Origin of the sequence: Peptoniphilus catoniae, from assembly GCF_901447155.2 — a bacterium.
Taxonomy (GTDB): Bacteria; Bacillota; Clostridia; order Tissierellales; family Peptoniphilaceae; genus Peptoniphilus_E; species Peptoniphilus_E catoniae.
In genome coordinates this window covers 252,511-268,235 of record NZ_LR588414.1, presented here as the reverse complement: position 1 = coordinate 268,235, position 15,725 = coordinate 252,511, and the positions used below count along the sequence as shown (strand labels likewise).

Here is a 15,725-nt window from a genome sequence, read left to right as displayed (position 1 = left end):
ATATTGCATCTTATTTGCTTTTGGATTTAGACTTATCGGACTTTTTATTACTATCCTTCTTATTACTTTCTTTTTTGCTGCTGTCCTTCTTATTGCCATTTTTCTTGTTACTGTCTTTTTTATCAGTCTTATCCTCTTTATGCCTTTCTCCAATAATAACTACTCTATCTTGGGCTTGGTAATTAGAATTAGAAATCCTTTCAGTTTTAACTACCTCATTATCTTTTATTATTTCCTTATAGGTTTCATAGCTATAGCCCTTGCTGCCTTTTTTTTCAACCTTACTTTCTCCCTCATCCATATCTTTTGAATATTTTTCTATGGTTTTTGGTTCACTTACGTTTAAAAGCTTAGGTACTATTTTTACTTCATAGTCCTTATCATTAGAGTTGCCGAATATTTGAAAGGTTAAATCCTTTCCGTCGGCAAAAGACTTTATATAAATATTATGATTAGTGCTATTAATAAATTTTAAATCTTTATAGCCCTCGGCTACAGCAGCATCAGTTCCTAAAGGTACATAGGAAATAGGCCTTGTATGGTTGTGTCTTTCAACTATATTAAGATCCGATCTTATAAGTGCATTATATAAGGTTGTAGATACTTGGCAGATACCTCCTCCTATTCCTTGGTCAAACTCCCCATTGATTATTACAGCTGCATTTTTAAATCCTGTTTTTTCAGAAATATCTCCTACTGTTTCGTTAAAGGAAATTTCTTCTCCAGGTTTTATTAAAAGATTGTTAAAATGCCCTGCTCCAAGAGAAATATTATCCTTTCTGTTTTCTATAGACTTAGAATAATCTGTCGAAAACTCCGCATACAAAATATCAATGCCATTAAAATCTTCCTCTTTAATGTCGGGATATGACACGATAATAGGTATATCGATAGGCTCTCCATCTTCTTTATTGTTAATAATAAGATTTTTTAATTCATTAGAATCTACATATCTCCCATTTTGAGAGCTTACAAGTCTAAAGCCTGAAGACTTATTGTATTCAATCTCAGCATTTATAGGTTCCTTGTAAACATTAAGTGCCAAATTCTCAACTACACTATTTAATTTATCATCATCTAAGCTGCTGGAAAGATTTATATTTTTATTAATTAAGGGGTTTTTTACAATGTCTATAAAATTTTTGAAAAAGGAATCTGATCTACCTATAGAATAGGCTTCTTCAACAGCTCCCTCAATATCAAGTTTATATCCCACATCATCATAGCCAAAGGAATATTCCATATCCCCATCCTTAAAATCAAAGCTTCTATCTTTAATTTCCTGGAATTTTTCCTGATTTACTTTTTTGACCGCTTCCTTTTTAGTAAGCTTACCTACATTTATCCCTGAAATTTTAATTCCCCTATGAATAGTATTACTGTCCTTTACGCCGAGATAGTATCCCAAGGATATAAAAATTATAAGGCAAAGAATAGTTATGCTTAAAAAGTTTTTATTTTTAAATATTACCTTTTTCATTAAACTTCTCCTTATAATATTTACAGTAGTGGTTTATGCTGCAGTTTTCACAATCGGGATTTTGTGCTTTACATACTCTTCTTCCATGGAAAATTAAAAGGTGGTGTGCCTTTATCCACCTATCCTTATCTATCTTTTTTTCCAAGCTTAGCTCTGTGTTTTTTACATTTTTCTCATTTACAAGACCTATTCTGTTTGCCAGTCTGAACACATGAGTATCCACCGCTATAGCAGGTACTCCAAAGGCAGTAGATGCTACAACATTTGCAGTTTTTTGTCCTACACCCGGCAAACTTAAAAGTTCCTCTATTGTAGAAGGAACCTTACTGTCATAGTCATTAACAAGTTGTTTTGATGCAAGGTAAATATTCTTAGCCTTGGTTTTATAGAGTCCACAGGTTTTGATTAAGGGTTCTATATTTTTTATTCCTAAATTCACAAAATCTTCAGGTTTATTATAGGTTTTAAACATTTCTTCAGTAACTATATTAACTCTTACATCTGTACACTGAGCTGATAAAATTGTAGCCACCAAAAGTTCAAAGGCTGTGGTATGTTTAAGTTCACAACCTGCATCAGGATAATCTTTTTCAAGAAGGTTTAAAACCTCTGCAACTTCTTTTTTATTTAAAATCTTTCTCATTTAATCAATCATTTCTATATCTATATCTACTATCTCTACAGAATCAAAATTATCTATAAAGTCTATTACCTTATTTATAACTTCATTTGCAAAGGTCTTGTCCTTTGAGACAATTGCTATACCTATTAAAGCTGACTGCCAAAGATCATTTTTGCCAACCTCTGCAATGGAAATGTTAAACCTGTTTTTTAACTTCTCAATTAGAGATTTTAATATTCTTCTTTTTTCCTTTAGGCTGTTTGGTGAATATAGCCTAAGTTCAATTACACATCTTCCTATTGTCATAATTATACCATACCGACTCATTAGATCTCATACAAGTCTATTCTGCTTATAAGCCTTCTATTTTCACTAATTCTTTTAAGGTCTTCTTTTTTCCTATCACTATATCCGCTAATTATTTTTATTTCTTCCTCTGTTTCCCCTTCTATCTGAGGAAGGCTTTCTCCTTCCTTAAGCTTAAGAGCTGCATAGGTAATAAAACCTGTAGCTGCTAAATATCTTTCTCCTGAAACAGAGTCTTCTCCCACAAATTTAACGAAAATTTCCATGGAGGATTTTCCTACTCCACTTATAAAAGCTTTTCCATAAATAAAATCTCCCAAGTGAATTGCCTTTATAAAGTTAAAGTTGTTAAAGCCAACTGTTGTTACCCATCCTCTTCTGTGTTTTATTGCAACTACTGCAGAAAGATTATCAGCCCATTCTAATAACCTTGCTCCGTACAAACTTCCGCCTTCGTTTAAGTCAGTAGGTAAAGTTGCATGGGTAAATGATACTCTGCTTTCAGAAGTTTTCTTTATTTTTATATTAGTTCTTATATCAGTTTCCATAACAACCTCTCCTTTTTATCAACGTCTATATTTTAAACTGTTAAAATTTTTCAGTCAAGCTTAGTGATTTTTATAATAGGCAAAAAAATAATGAGCTTATGAGCTCACTATTTTTTCAATTACATCTAATATGGTTTTGCACTTATATAATTTTAAATCTTTAAAGGATTTCTCATCTATTTTTACCTGAGGAATAAAAGCTCTCTTAAATCCCATCCTTTGAACCTCTCTAAGTCTTAGTTCCAAGGATGGAACACTTTTTATCTCTCCTGTAAGTCCAACATCTCCTATAAAAACTGTAGCAGTATCAATGGCAATGTCCTTTGCCGCAGAATATATGGACATAATTACAGCTAAGTTTGATGCTGTTTCTTTAAGTCTTATTCCTCCTGTAGTTTTTACAACAACATTTTTATCAAGCAGCTTTAAAGAAGCTCTTTGCTCTAAAATAGATATAAGGGTATTAAGCTGATCTCTTTTCATATTTTCTGAAATTCTTGACGGATAGGGTAAAAAACTATGTGAACACAAGGATTCTATTTCAAGAATAACTGGCCTTGTTCCCTCTCTTATAACTGCAAGTGTTGATCCGGGAAGTTCTTTGCCCCTTTCTCTATAAGTCATAAAATACTCTGATGGATTATCTAAGGACTTTAGTCCCTTATCAGTCATAATAAAAAATCCCATCTCTCCTGTAGAGCCGTATCTATTTTTGCTGGTAAGTAAATATCTAAGTTCCTCATTGCCTTCATTTTCTATTATAAGAACAGTATCTACTAAATGTTCCAAGGCCCTTACTCCTGCAAGCTCGTCTTCCTTAGTCATTTGTCCCACTAAAAATACAATTCTCGGTCTTATAGGATCCTTAGCTATATCAACTAACCTATGGGCGCATTCCATTACTTGAGTGGGAGTTCCCGCCCTTGATTGAATTTCGGCTAAGGTGAAGGTTTGAATTGAGTCTATAATTATTAAATCGGGATCAAGCTTATCTATTTCCTCAAGAACATTATCTAAAATATTATCTGAATATACATAAATATTGTCTGAAATTTTTTCTTCTATTCTGTTGGCGCGACTTTTTATTTGACTTTCAGACTCTTCTCCTGAAGCATAGAGAACCTTTTTGCCATTAGAAGCTATATCATTTGCCACCTGAAGCAAAAGTGTAGATTTGCCGGCTCCGGGCTTAGCTGTAATAATAGAGATGGAATCCTTTACGATTCCACCTCCCATTACTCTATTAAATTCCTCTATGCTGGTTTTTATTCTATAGGATGTGCCTGTTTCCACATTTTTAAGTTTTTTAGATGAGGTCTGCTTATTGATAGATTTTTTTGTAGTTGATTCTTTTACCTCCACAAGCTCTTCAAAACTATCCCATGCTCCACAGGAGGAACATCTTCCGAAGTAGCCATAGGAAATATAACCGCACTCCTTACACTTGTACCTTGTCTCTTTCTTCATTTTTCTTAACTCCGTCAAGTTTTCTTATTATTAATTTTCTATTAAAGTCAATTTCTATACTGTCACCCTTATCAAACTCGCCTTCCAACATTTTTTGTGCAAGCTCATCTTCAATATTGGTTCTAATAGCTCTTTCAAGCGGTCTTGCTCCGAAGTTTTTATCAAAGCCTTTTTCCGAAATATACTTCTCAAGCTTTTTAGTAAAACTTACCTTTACTCCTATAGCGGCAAGTCTTTGTCTTAACTTGTCAAGCATAATTGCTGTTATAGCTTGGATTTCCTTATGACCTAATTCCTTAAATACAATTACATCATCAAGTCTGTTTAAAAATTCAGGCTTAAAAGTTTGCTTTAAAGATTCGCTTATAATGTCCTTCATTTTGTCGTACTCTTTTTTATTATCCTCTTCTGTGGAAAAACCTATTACACTTCTGTTTTTAAGTCTGCTTGCTCCTGCATTTGAGGTCATAATAATTACAGTATCTTTAAAACTTACCGTCCTTCCCTTGGAGTCCGTAAGTCTTCCGTCATCAAGAACCTGTAAAAGTACATTAAACACATCTGGGTGAGCTTTTTCTATTTCATCGAAAAGAACAACACTATAAGGATTTGTTCTTACCGCATCTGTAAGCTGTCCGCCTTCGTCATAGCCTACATATCCCGGTGGAGAACCTATAAGCTTTGCAACGGTATGCTTTTCCATATATTCTGACATATCTATTCTAAGCATATTATTTTCGCTACCGAAAAGTTCATAGGCAAGGGTCTTTGCAAGATAGGTTTTTCCGACTCCTGTAGGTCCGACAAAAATAAAGGATCCCATAGGTTTTTCAGGATCTTTAAGCCCTACCCTTGCCCTTTTTATTGCCTTGGCAAGAGTATCCACGGCCTCATCTTGTCCCTTAACTCTGTCTTTTAGCTTCTTTTCAAGATCTACAAGTTTTCCCTTTTCTTCTTCATTAAGTTTATTTACAGGTACCTTACTCCACTTTGAAACTATTTCAGAAATATTGTCATAGGAAATTTTTTCGCTTTTTTGCTCTTCCTTATACTCTTTTAAATCCTTCTCGTAGTTTTCTTTAAGAAGTCTCTCTTCATCTCTTATAGATGCAGCAAATTCATAATCTTGATTTTTAATTGCTTCCTTCTTTTTTAAATCAAGCTCTGCAAGCTCCTCTTCATACTTGTTTTTAAAGTCCGGGTTTTCAAAATTTTTAACCTTTACCTTAGAGCAAGCCTCATCTATAAGATCTATGGCCTTGTCAGGTAAAAATCTATCTGATATATACCTGTCAGACAACTTTACAGCAGCTTCTATAGCTTCATCGGTAATTGTTACATTGTGATATTCTTCATATTTTTCCTTAAGGCCTTTAACAATTGAAATTGAATCTTCAACTGTTGGCTCTTCAACGATAATAGGCATTAATCTTCTTTCAAAGGCAGGATCCTTTTCAATTTTAGACCTATACTCATTTATAGTTGTTGCTCCTATAATTTGAAGCTCTCCCCTTGTAAGAACAGGCTTTAAAATGTTTGAAGCGTCAATTGCACCTTCTGCCGCACCTGCACCTATTATTACGTGCATTTCGTCTATAAATAAAATAATATTTTTACTTGCGGTAACTTCGTTAATTACAGCCTTTAATCTCTCTTCAAAGTCTCCTCTGTATTTAGCTCCTGCTATAAGACCTGACACATCAAGAGTCCTTATGATTTTATCCGACATAATTTCAGGGACTTCCTTGTTTACTATTCTCATGGCAAGTCCTTCAGCTATAGCTGTCTTTCCTACTCCCGGCTCCCCAATTAAAACGGGATTATTTTTTCTTCTTCTTGATAGTATTTGTACTACCCTCTCTATTTCAGCGGAACGACCGATTATAGGATCAATTTTTTTATCCTCAGCTTTTTTATTTAGGTTAATGGTATATTTTTCAAGGGCTGTTCCTTTCCTGTCTGAGCTTTCTGAATCTTCTTCTTCAATTTCAGTATTCATAATGGCATTTTCAAGTGTCGAAGCATCTATTCCAACTCTTTTTAAAACTAAAAGAGCTATGCCTTGTCCCTCTCTTATAATTCCTAAAAGTATATGCTCAGTTCCTATATAGTCAAGTCCGTCTTCCTTTGCCGCCTCATAGGCAAGTTCAAAAATTCTATTTGTCCTAGGCGTATATATTAAATTAGAATTTGCAATTATATTGCCTTTTGATACAATTTCATAGGTGGCAAGCTTAACACTGTTGTAGTCAAGTCCTAAAGATTCTAAAACTTTAGCACCGGTTCCGCTGCCCTCTTTTAATATTCCCAACACCAAATGCTCGGAGCCCACGTAATTAACTCTTGCTTCTCTGGCTTCATTTTGCGCATAAAGTATCGCCTTTTGAGCCCTCTGCGTGAATCTTTCAAAAATATTCATTTAAAAGACCTCCTTCATCATCTTTCTAACTTTGTTTGCTCTTAATATATCTCTCGATTTTTCATCCAGCAAGGCACCTCTTTCTACTTGAAGGTAGCCGTTTTTTAATCTTTTTATAGAATCCATAAGGTCCAAATTAACCTTAGGCTTTAGTATACTTAGTTCTATACCCAAAAAAAGGTCACTCATTCTATAAATCATTTCATCTTCCTTGATTACCCTACAGTTTCTTAAAATTCCATAGGCTCTATTTACTAAGTCTTCAAGGTCAATTATTTTGTCTAAATACAATTTTCTTCTATTTTGTTCTTCCATATCAGCAACTTCTCTTACTATATTGGAAATTTTATCAAGATATTCTTCTTCCCCTATGCCTATGGTTCTGTCCAGTGATATTTTATATATAACCCCTCTGTTGTTCCTTTCAGGTGAACCTAGAGCACTTACTTTATACCCTAATCTGTTTAAGGTACTTACAAGAGACATGTCACCGAAATATCCCGTTGCCGGCAGATGCATGTAAACCTTGGCTATAAAAGCATTGCCGCAAATGTTAGGATTAGATGTTAAATAACCGAAATCTTCCCTAAAGGCATAATCCAACTTGGAATCTAAAAAGTCATCAAGGCTATTTATTTTTTCATAGGGACCTTTAAGATCCTGACCCTTAGTATATCTATAAATTTCTATATGGTCTTCTCCATTTACCCTTATAAGGTCATCATTTCTTTTAAAAATTGCACTTTTCCCTTCATTTCTAAAAATTTCTGCTGTTACGAAGCCTTCTTCATAAAATTTAAGCTTATCAAGGGAAGTCATATTTTTAGTTCTGTAATCTATAAAGCCTTGAGGCTCCAAAATTGATTTTAATCTTTCTAAAATTTTTATTGAGGACTCCTGATCAAGCTTTCCGGGGAAATTAAATCCTGAAATATTTCTTCTTAATTCCAATTCATTATAAAGTATGATACTCATTTTTCTCCCTTAACTCCTTCAGCTTATCTCTAAAGACTGCGGCATCCTCGTAATTTTCAAGTTCTATTGCCTTTGAAAGCTTATCCATAAGGTCCTGTTCATCTCTTCTATAGATAATATTATTTCCTGCAGACTTTGGAATCTTACCCTTGTGCTTAGATGAAAATTTTAAGCTTGTTAGCATACTTTGAATTTCATCTTTAAAGTTTTCATAGCAATTTTCACATCCAAGTCTATTTTCTTCAAGCTCCTTAAAACTTGTATTGCAGGTTTTACACTTTTTATCGGTAACTGCACTTCTGTCATTACCTGTAAGTTTAAACAATTCCTTTAAAAAACTTTCAACTCTATCTGTAACGGCACTGTTAAATACCAAGTCTTCTCTCATCTTCTTTTCTGCACAATCTGCACATAAATGAATTTCTTCTATTTCATTACCAATCATCTTTGTATAAGAAATCATCGCTTCATTTTTTTTACAATTATCACAAAGCATAGTATCCTCCTATTGTAAAATCACAAGCAAAATATTTTTTAATATATCCGCTCTAATTTGATTTTTACTTTCCATGGCCTTATTAAGTGACCTGTCACTTATGAGAATCTTAATTATCTCTCCTTCTCTCTCACTTAAATATTCAAGATTAATAAGCTCATCTATAAGTTGATCTGCCTTGTCTTTAGTAATGGAATCTCCTATTTCATCATTAAATATTTTTTCCATTCTGTTCTTATTTTTTATTTCAACCCTTACAATTCTTATATAGCCTCCGCCACCTCGTCTTGACTCCACATAATATCCCTTATAGGGAGTGAACCTGGTGGTTAAAACATAATTTATTTGTGAAGGTGCACAGTTAAACCTGTCTGATATTTTTGATCTTTGAATTTCTAAAATTCCATCAGCATCTTCCAAGAGGGAATTTAAAAAGTCTTCTATTGAATTTGAAAGTTTTGCCATAGTATCACCTTTGACCATCTTTGTCTTTTAAGTTAAAAAAATATACATCTGTTCTATTATAATAACATTTAATACTTCCCTTGTAAAGAAGTATTAAATGTCGGCTATTTATTCAATATAAATATATAACTTAGTATTAAAACAATCTCCACTACTAAAAAAACTGTTCCGAATCTTTCGACCTTTCCTATTTTAGACTTAAGCATATGGGAAAGGAACTTGTCCTTATCTATGTCAAGCTTAGTGTAATAATAGGTCAGTATAACATTTATAAAGGATATTAAAATAATAAGGTAATAGAAAACCCCAAGCTTCTCCTTGGCATCAGCCCAAAGGATAAATAAAGTTAGAGGCCAAAGAATACACATAAGAATATTAACTAATGCCTTTCTTTCTGCTAGAGTCTTTTCCTCTTCAGTAAGATTCATTCTTTCAAGTTTTTCTTTTATGGTGATTTTTTTCTTCTTTCTTGCCATTAGACACTCTCCTTGTTTAAACAAGTATACCATGATAAAATCTTTCCAGGTGATAATATGAAAAAATATTTAATAATTCTTTTAACATTTATTCTACTTGGATGCACAAGTAAATACGAAATAAATTTAGGAAACCTCAGTCTAAAGTTTCAAGATATGCAAGTAGGGACTTATTTAAATGATAACACTCCTGAATATAGAAATATTGATAATAAGGAAAAAGTTAAAAAGATAATAAAGCTTTTAGAAGAAAACTATACCGAAATTCCTAAAGAAGAAGCTCTTGATTCCGCTCCTGAATCAGGCTCTCTAATAGTTAAGATGGATTCTGATTATATCCTTTTAATTAAAGATAATGATTATAATGGAGAGTACTATTATACCTTTGTTTGCGGAAAGGATTATATGGACTTTAAGTCTAAGGTTGATTTGGTTTCTGAAATTAATGAAATTTTAAAATAGGCTTATGTTAAACTATAGTGAAAAATAAAAACCCGGTATTTCCGGGTTTATTTTATGCTGCGGCTTCTTCTTTTTTATCTTCTTTATTATATAAAATGTCCATAGTTTCATTATAACTCTTATCTACAAAATCCTTATCCTTTTCTGTTAGAAGGTCTCTATACTTGCCGCCCTCAATTAAATCATAATATAGAATTACTTCAGACTGCCATCCTCTTTCATCCCTATACCTGTTTACATAGGTGGGAAAGAGATTATATGATTTTAAAACCGTCTTGTCTCCTGTCTTTTCCAAATTAAGTTCTACAAAGACTCCTGACTCCACGCCTTTTCTGTGTAACCACAACTCTCTTTGATTTGAAATTGAATTTCCCATGGAATAGATTGTAAACTTCTTTTCTCCATTAATTTCTCTTTCATTTATACCTTGAACTACATGGGGATGGGACCCTAAAATTGCATCTACTCCATTTGACAAAAGAAAATCTTCAAAGTGCTTTTGGTTTTCACTTGGGACCCTACTATATTCTATGCCCCAGTGAGGATAACAGATTATATAATCAACTCCAAGGTTTTTCATTTCACTAATATCATTAAGTATAAGATCCTCCTTTAATGGGGATATAGCATAGGACTTGTCCTGACTAACAAGGGATTCCAAACCGTTAAAGATTTCTGCATAGGATAAAAATCCTATTTTTATGTTATTGGACTCAACTATTAAGGGTTCTCTTCTTTCTTTATAGGTTCCAAAGTGTTTAATTCCCGCCTTGTCCATAGCATCTATTGTGGTGAAGACTCCTTCAACTCCCGTATCTAAACAGTGATTATTGGCAGTTGAAAGTATGTCAAAGCCTGAGGCTTTTAAATATTTTAAAGATTCCTCGGGACTATTAAACATAGGATGGCCGCTTAATGGTCTATTGGGATTGACTGTTGTCTCAAAGTTGCCTAGGACTAAATCCGCCCCATTTAAATATTCTTCAACTTTTTTATAATAGTTGCTAAAGTCATATTCAGACTTTTCTGCATTAAAATTATTTTTATATAAAGGCATATGGTACATTATGTCTCCAGTTGCCCAAATTTTACTTGTATAGGTTTTAGGCTCTTCTTTAATTTCTTCTTCAACCTTTGATTTACTAAGAGGCTTGGTTTCGTTGTTGCCATAATATGATTTTAAAAGTGTAGAGCTTATAAAAGTTGCAGTTAATAAAATTAAAACAGTAAGTATATAAAGTAGCTTTTTCATAATATCACCAGGCTGATTATAACATTATTCCCTATAATTTTCACTAAATTGAAAAAACCTCCCCTTAAGGGAGGTCTCATTACTAAAATTCTTCTATAATTGCCTTTTCAATTACTACATCTTTTATCGGTCTGTTATTAAAGTCCACTTCCAGAGATGCTATTTCATCTACTACTTCCATTCCCTCAAATACTTGTCCAAAAACTGTATGCATACCGTCAAGCCAATAGGTGCCTCCTAAGTTTTCATAAAGGTCAACTATTTCATCAGGATAGCCTTCTTCAGGGCCTGCTGATCTCATTTTGCTGATGATTTCATCTTCTATAGTCCCCATTTGTACTATAAAAAACTGAGATCCGTTAGTATTGGGGCCTGCATTTGCCATGGAAACAGCTCCTCTAAAGTTTCTGAAGTTAAGATTAAATTCATCTTCAAAGGGTTTTTGCCAAATGCTTTCTCCCCCCATTCCTGTGCCTTGAGGGTCTCCACCCTGAATCATAAAGTTATCAATTACCCTATGAAATATAACTCCGTCATAGTAGCCCTTACTAATAAGTCCCTTAAAATTTTCCACAGCCTTTGGTGCTGCTTGAGGAAAAAGTCTAATCTTTATATCCCCATGATTGGTTTTTAATATTGCGACTTCTTCTCCCTTTTCCGGTGTTTTTACTTGTTCTAACATATTTCCTCCTATACTAAGTTTTTAACTCTACTTACATATTTATCCATATTAATTCTAAATCCGTCAGTTTTTCTATTAAGTAGAAAATATACAAAAAGTATTACTAATCCCTTTAGGCAGCTTGATATTGATATTGCTGCCCATAGGCCGTTAACCATTAATCCAGGCATAAGAATAATTGCCAAGGGTATCCTTAGAACATTTAATATTACTGAATTAATTGAAGGATACCTAGTGAGTCCCAAGCCATTAAGCATACCTGTCGTTCCTATTTCATAAGCCATAAAAAGTTCTGATATTGCATTTATTTTAAGATATTCTCCACCGATTTTTATTACTTCTTCATCAACAGGTATAAAAAGTCTGAATATGTTCTCTCCATAAACAAACAAAACCACTGATGCAAAAGCTCCGATGCAAGAAAGAATAATCATACCCTTTCTTCTTGCTTCCTTAAGCCTTTCAAATCTATTTGCTCCATAATTTTGCCCGAAGAATGTACTGAAGGCTGTCGAAAAACCTTCGGCACTCATCCAGGATATAGATTCTATTTGCGAACCTATGGTGAAAGCGGCAATAGATGCTGCTCCAAATCCTGCTATGTAACTGTTTAGTTTCATACTTACAAGGGCATGAACAATTGAGGTTAAGCAAGTAGGTACACCTAATTTCAAAATATCCACGGCAAATTTTCCATCAAAGTTTTCAAAATAGTTAACCTGGATGTAAATTTCCTTATATTTTATACCTAAATAAAGATAAACTGCTACTTGAACCCCTTGAGCAAATACAGTGGCTATGGCTGCTCCCTTTATGCCAAGTCTTGGGAAAATCCACCAACCGAAAATTAAAATCGGGTCCAATATTATATTTATAATTAAGGATATAGTAGATATTTTAAAGGGAGTTTTCGAATCCCCACCTGCATAAAAAACAGCCGAAAAAGCTGCCGTTAAAAATATAAAAACAAGTCCTGTAATTACTATATTAAAATAATCAAGGGCAAGCTTTTCAACATCTTTATCTAATTTATAAAATCCCACTAATTCTTTTTTAAATACAATATACAAGATAGTGATTATTATAAAGATAGCTGTATTTACCTGAAAACCGCTACGCAAAACACTTACAAGACTTTTATGATCCCCTTTACCATAAGCCTGACTCATGCCTACGGAAATTCCCGTCTTTGAAATCAAGGTAAGGGCCATAACAATCCAAACAAAAAAACCTATACAACCTACGGCGGCAACTGCATTTGTTGAAAGCTTTCCAAGCCACATTAAATCCACCAGGGTGTATGCCATTTGTATAAAAGCGGTTCCCATAAGAGGTAAAGACAGCCTAATCATTACATCTGTAATATTGCCCTCTAAAAGGTCAATATTCTTATTTTTCATAACTAACAGTCTCCCTGATCAGTAATAATTATAGGTCCCTCCTTAGTAATGGCAATTTGATGCTCATATTGAGCAGAAAGAGAACCATCTTTAGTTTTAGCCGTCCAGCCATTTTTGTCTATATATAATTCTTTCTTTCCTAAATTAATCATAGGTTCAATGGTAAAAACCATGCCTTCAACTATCCTTGGCCCTCTACCGGGGATGCCGTAATGAGCAACCTGAGGATCCTCATGCATATCTCTTCCTATACCGTGTCCTACAAATTCCCTTACAACACTGTAGCCCTTAGGTTCAACATAGGATTGAATGGCATAACCTATATCGCCTAACCTGTTTCCTATTTTTGCAACCTCTATGCCTTTATACATAGCCTGTCTTGTTACTTCAAGAAGATCATGAGCCTCTTTTGAAACCTGACCCACTTCATAAGACCAAGCTGAATCAGCTAACCAACCATCCACATTTACAACCATATCAACAGTAACAATATCACCGTCTTTTAAAATATATTCTGTTGGAAAGCCATGGCATATTTCATCATTTACACTGGTGCAAATTGAGTAGGGGTAACCTTCGTAGCCCTTTTGTTCAGGGTAGGCTCCTCTTTCTTTTAAATACTTCTCAACAAAGGTATCCAAGTCAATAGTCCTAACTCCGGGCTTAATTATTTTTCTAAGTTCGTGGTGAACATCTGCTAAAACACGTCCTGCCACTTTCATTTTTTCAATTTCTTCAGGTGTCTTTATTATTATCATTTCATCTTTCCTTTATAATTAAATTTTTAAGATCTGGGTCCCTTTTAGACCAAACTTCTACATCTTTATTTATTGATAAGGCTTTTAAATAATCATTAACAGCATTAGCCTCTTCTTTTAATTTAGAATAACTGCAAGCCCTATTATAATACAAGTTTACACTATTTGGATTAAGCTTTATACCTTCATTTAAAATATTTATGGCAGCCTCATAATCCTCTTTTTCAATATAAATAGCTGACATATTAAGATAAATATTTTCAAAGGAGCTTTCTTCCTTGGCAAGCTTATAATAGTGTAGTGCCTTATTATTATATCCAAGGGCCTTATAAATTACCCCCATATTATAAAGAGCTCTAAAGTAATAAGAATTTATATCTAAGCTTTTTTTAACATAGTAAAGGGCTTTTTTGTAGTCTTTTCTCTCTTCATAGATAGAGCCCAAATCATTATAAGAAATATAATCAAGTTCATCTAAAGCTATGGTCTTTTCAAATAAATCTATAGCCTTATTAAACTGTCCCTTATTATAAAAGCAGTGAGCCAAATAGTAGTAGGCTCTGTCATAGTTTGGATCATTTTCTATTGCCTTTTCATAGTAGCTTATAGAAAATTCCGTTTCTCCTCCGATTAAATCATTTATCATGCCTAAGCCATAGTAAGCTCCAGCAGAACTTTTATTTTCTTTTAATATATTTTTATATATACATTCCGCCTGCTTATAATCTTTAATAATTAAATAAATATCCGCCAATTCAAAAAGAATATTTTCTTTTTCATATTCATTTGCAAATTCTAAAGCTTTTTTATAAAACCTTATAGCTTCAGTGTATTCTTCCTTGTTGAAAAAATCTTCAGCGATTATTATATAATTTTTTAATTTACTTTTTCCATAAACCATAGATAAAACCTCGTTAATGATAATTATATCAATTTATAAAATTATATAAAGACTGTTAACTTTAAATCTTTGTTCCTCTTTCAATTAAAATGGTATAATCTCCTTGGTGATTAGATGAGAAGATTTCTTGACTTTAATACATTTTTTACAAATAAATTTAAGGCTAAGGTTGCAAAGCTGTCTCTTAATTCCGGTGCAAGCTGCCCCAATAGAGATGGAACCTTGTCAAAGGGCGGTTGTATTTTTTGTTCTGAACGTGGTAGCGGAGATTTTACTTCCGACTACAAGGATATAGATAAACAAATATACGAGCAAAAGAATCTTTTAAGTAAAAAATGGAAGGCTAAGTATTATATTGCCTACTTTCAAAGCTTTACCAATACCTATGGAGATATTAATAAATTAAGAGATCTTTATAACTATGTTGTATCTAAAGAGGACATAGTGGGTCTTTCTCTGGCAACAAGGGCGGACTGTCTCGATGATAAGGTTATGGAAATGCTTTTAGAACTAAATAAAAAAACTTTTTTATTTCTTGAATTGGGCATGCAAAGTGTTAATGAAAATACTATAAAATTTATTAATAGAGGCTACTCCCACGAAACCTTTGATGAGAATATAAAGATACTAAAGAAGAATAAAATAAAATTTTTAACTCATTTGATTTTCGGGCTTCCCTGTGAAGATAAAGGAGATATCCTTAAATCAGTTAATTATATTAAAGATATTCATCCCTTCGGTGTAAAGTTTCACTGTCTTTATATTCAAACAGACTCACCCCTTTACGCCTATTATAAAAATAAGCCCTTTAGGCTTCTTTCAAAGGATGAATATGTAAATTTAGTATGTGATGCAATAGAAATTCTGCCTAAAGATATTGTCATCCACAGGCTTACAGGAGACGCAGATAAAAAGAAGCTTATCGCTCCCCTTTGGGCTGCTGATAAACTTTCTGTTATTTCATCTATAGATAAAGAATTAAAAAATAGAGGTCTGGACCTTGTGGTCTAGACCCC

Annotated in this window: 17 protein-coding genes; 2 read left to right on the top strand and 15 right to left on the bottom strand. The window is 33.3% G+C overall.

The window, feature by feature from the left end; genetic code table 11:
* Nucleotides 1-10: 10 nt before the first annotated feature.
* From PEPCATONIAE_RS03860 to PEPCATONIAE_RS03815, 10 genes are all read right to left on the bottom strand, one after another.
* The gene (locus tag PEPCATONIAE_RS03860; protein WP_138159655.1) at nt 11-1,480 is read right to left on the bottom strand and encodes a VanW family protein; all 1,470 of its coding nucleotides are present in this window, start codon (nt 1,478-1,480) and stop codon (nt 11-13) included.
* The gene (gene nth, locus PEPCATONIAE_RS03855) at nt 1,461-2,123 is read right to left on the bottom strand and encodes an endonuclease III (protein WP_138159654.1); all 663 of its coding nucleotides are present in this window, start codon (nt 2,121-2,123) and stop codon (nt 1,461-1,463) included. The genes PEPCATONIAE_RS03860 and nth overlap by 20 nt, the downstream gene beginning before the upstream one ends.
* Complete coding sequence (locus PEPCATONIAE_RS03850) at nt 2,124-2,429, bottom strand: DUF503 domain-containing protein (RefSeq protein WP_246060427.1); 306 nt, start codon at nt 2,427-2,429, stop codon at nt 2,124-2,126.
* Nucleotides 2,429-2,956: an acyl-CoA thioesterase gene (locus PEPCATONIAE_RS03845; protein WP_138159653.1), complete on the bottom strand. Its 528-nt coding sequence runs from the start codon at nt 2,954-2,956 to the stop codon at nt 2,429-2,431. The genes PEPCATONIAE_RS03850 and PEPCATONIAE_RS03845 overlap by 1 nt, the downstream gene beginning before the upstream one ends.
* 96 nt (nt 2,957-3,052) lie before the next feature.
* Nucleotides 3,053-4,423 (bottom strand): DNA repair protein RadA, encoded by a 1,371-nt coding sequence (radA, locus tag PEPCATONIAE_RS03840; RefSeq protein ID WP_138159652.1) that lies wholly within the window; start codon nt 4,421-4,423, stop codon nt 3,053-3,055.
* The gene (locus tag PEPCATONIAE_RS03835; protein ID WP_138159651.1) at nt 4,395-6,842 is read right to left on the bottom strand and encodes an ATP-dependent Clp protease ATP-binding subunit; all 2,448 of its coding nucleotides are present in this window, start codon (nt 6,840-6,842) and stop codon (nt 4,395-4,397) included. Before PEPCATONIAE_RS03835 ends, radA begins: the two co-directional genes overlap by 29 nt.
* Complete coding sequence (locus tag PEPCATONIAE_RS03830) at nt 6,843-7,817, bottom strand: ATP--guanido phosphotransferase (RefSeq protein WP_138159650.1); 975 nt, start codon at nt 7,815-7,817, stop codon at nt 6,843-6,845. It lies immediately after the preceding gene.
* On the bottom strand, nt 7,798-8,313 hold the full coding sequence (locus PEPCATONIAE_RS03825; protein ID WP_138159649.1) for a UvrB/UvrC motif-containing protein: 516 nt from the start codon (nt 8,311-8,313) through the stop codon (nt 7,798-7,800). Before PEPCATONIAE_RS03825 ends, PEPCATONIAE_RS03830 begins: the two co-directional genes overlap by 20 nt.
* A gap of 9 nt (nt 8,314-8,322) precedes the next feature.
* Complete coding sequence (locus PEPCATONIAE_RS03820) at nt 8,323-8,778, bottom strand: CtsR family transcriptional regulator (RefSeq protein WP_138159648.1); 456 nt, start codon at nt 8,776-8,778, stop codon at nt 8,323-8,325.
* A 104-nt stretch (nt 8,779-8,882) separates the two neighbouring features.
* On the bottom strand, nt 8,883-9,254 hold the full coding sequence (locus PEPCATONIAE_RS03815) for a hypothetical protein (RefSeq protein ID WP_138159647.1): 372 nt from the start codon (nt 9,252-9,254) through the stop codon (nt 8,883-8,885).
* A 57-nt stretch (nt 9,255-9,311) separates the two neighbouring features.
* Between PEPCATONIAE_RS03815 and PEPCATONIAE_RS03810 the strand changes: the two genes are divergently transcribed.
* On the top strand, nt 9,312-9,716 hold the full coding sequence (locus PEPCATONIAE_RS03810) for a hypothetical protein (RefSeq protein ID WP_138159646.1): 405 nt from the start codon (nt 9,312-9,314) through the stop codon (nt 9,714-9,716).
* 52 nt (nt 9,717-9,768) lie between these two features.
* Here PEPCATONIAE_RS03810 and PEPCATONIAE_RS03805 read toward each other — a convergent pair whose 3' ends face one another.
* The 5 genes from PEPCATONIAE_RS03805 to PEPCATONIAE_RS03785 all read right to left on the bottom strand — a co-directional run bounded on the left by PEPCATONIAE_RS03805 (nt 9,769) and on the right by PEPCATONIAE_RS03785 (nt 14,709).
* Nucleotides 9,769-10,968 carry a CapA family protein gene (locus tag PEPCATONIAE_RS03805; RefSeq protein WP_138159645.1) on the bottom strand — a complete coding sequence of 400 codons (1,200 nt, stop codon included), beginning with the start codon at nt 10,966-10,968 and terminating at the stop codon, nt 9,769-9,771.
* 82 nt (nt 10,969-11,050) lie between these two features.
* Nucleotides 11,051-11,650, bottom strand: coding sequence for a peptidylprolyl isomerase (locus tag PEPCATONIAE_RS03800; protein ID WP_138159644.1), 600 nt, complete (start codon nt 11,648-11,650; stop codon nt 11,051-11,053).
* An 8-nt stretch (nt 11,651-11,658) separates the two neighbouring features.
* Entirely contained in the window at nt 11,659-13,050 is a 1,392-nt protein-coding gene (locus PEPCATONIAE_RS03795; RefSeq protein WP_138159643.1) for an MATE family efflux transporter, read from the bottom strand.
* A 2-nt stretch (nt 13,051-13,052) separates the two neighbouring features.
* Nucleotides 13,053-13,808 (bottom strand): type I methionyl aminopeptidase, encoded by a 756-nt coding sequence (map, locus tag PEPCATONIAE_RS03790; RefSeq protein WP_138159642.1) that lies wholly within the window; start codon nt 13,806-13,808, stop codon nt 13,053-13,055.
* 1 nt (nt 13,809) lies between these two features.
* Entirely contained in the window at nt 13,810-14,709 is a 900-nt protein-coding gene (locus tag PEPCATONIAE_RS03785) for a tetratricopeptide repeat protein (protein ID WP_138159641.1), read from the bottom strand.
* Between the two features lie 114 nt (nt 14,710-14,823).
* Between PEPCATONIAE_RS03785 and mnmL the strand changes: the two genes are divergently transcribed.
* Complete coding sequence (gene mnmL, locus PEPCATONIAE_RS03780; RefSeq protein WP_138159640.1) at nt 14,824-15,720, top strand: tRNA modification radical SAM protein MnmL/YtqA; 897 nt, start codon at nt 14,824-14,826, stop codon at nt 15,718-15,720.
* The last annotated feature ends 5 nt before the right edge of the window (nt 15,721-15,725 follow it).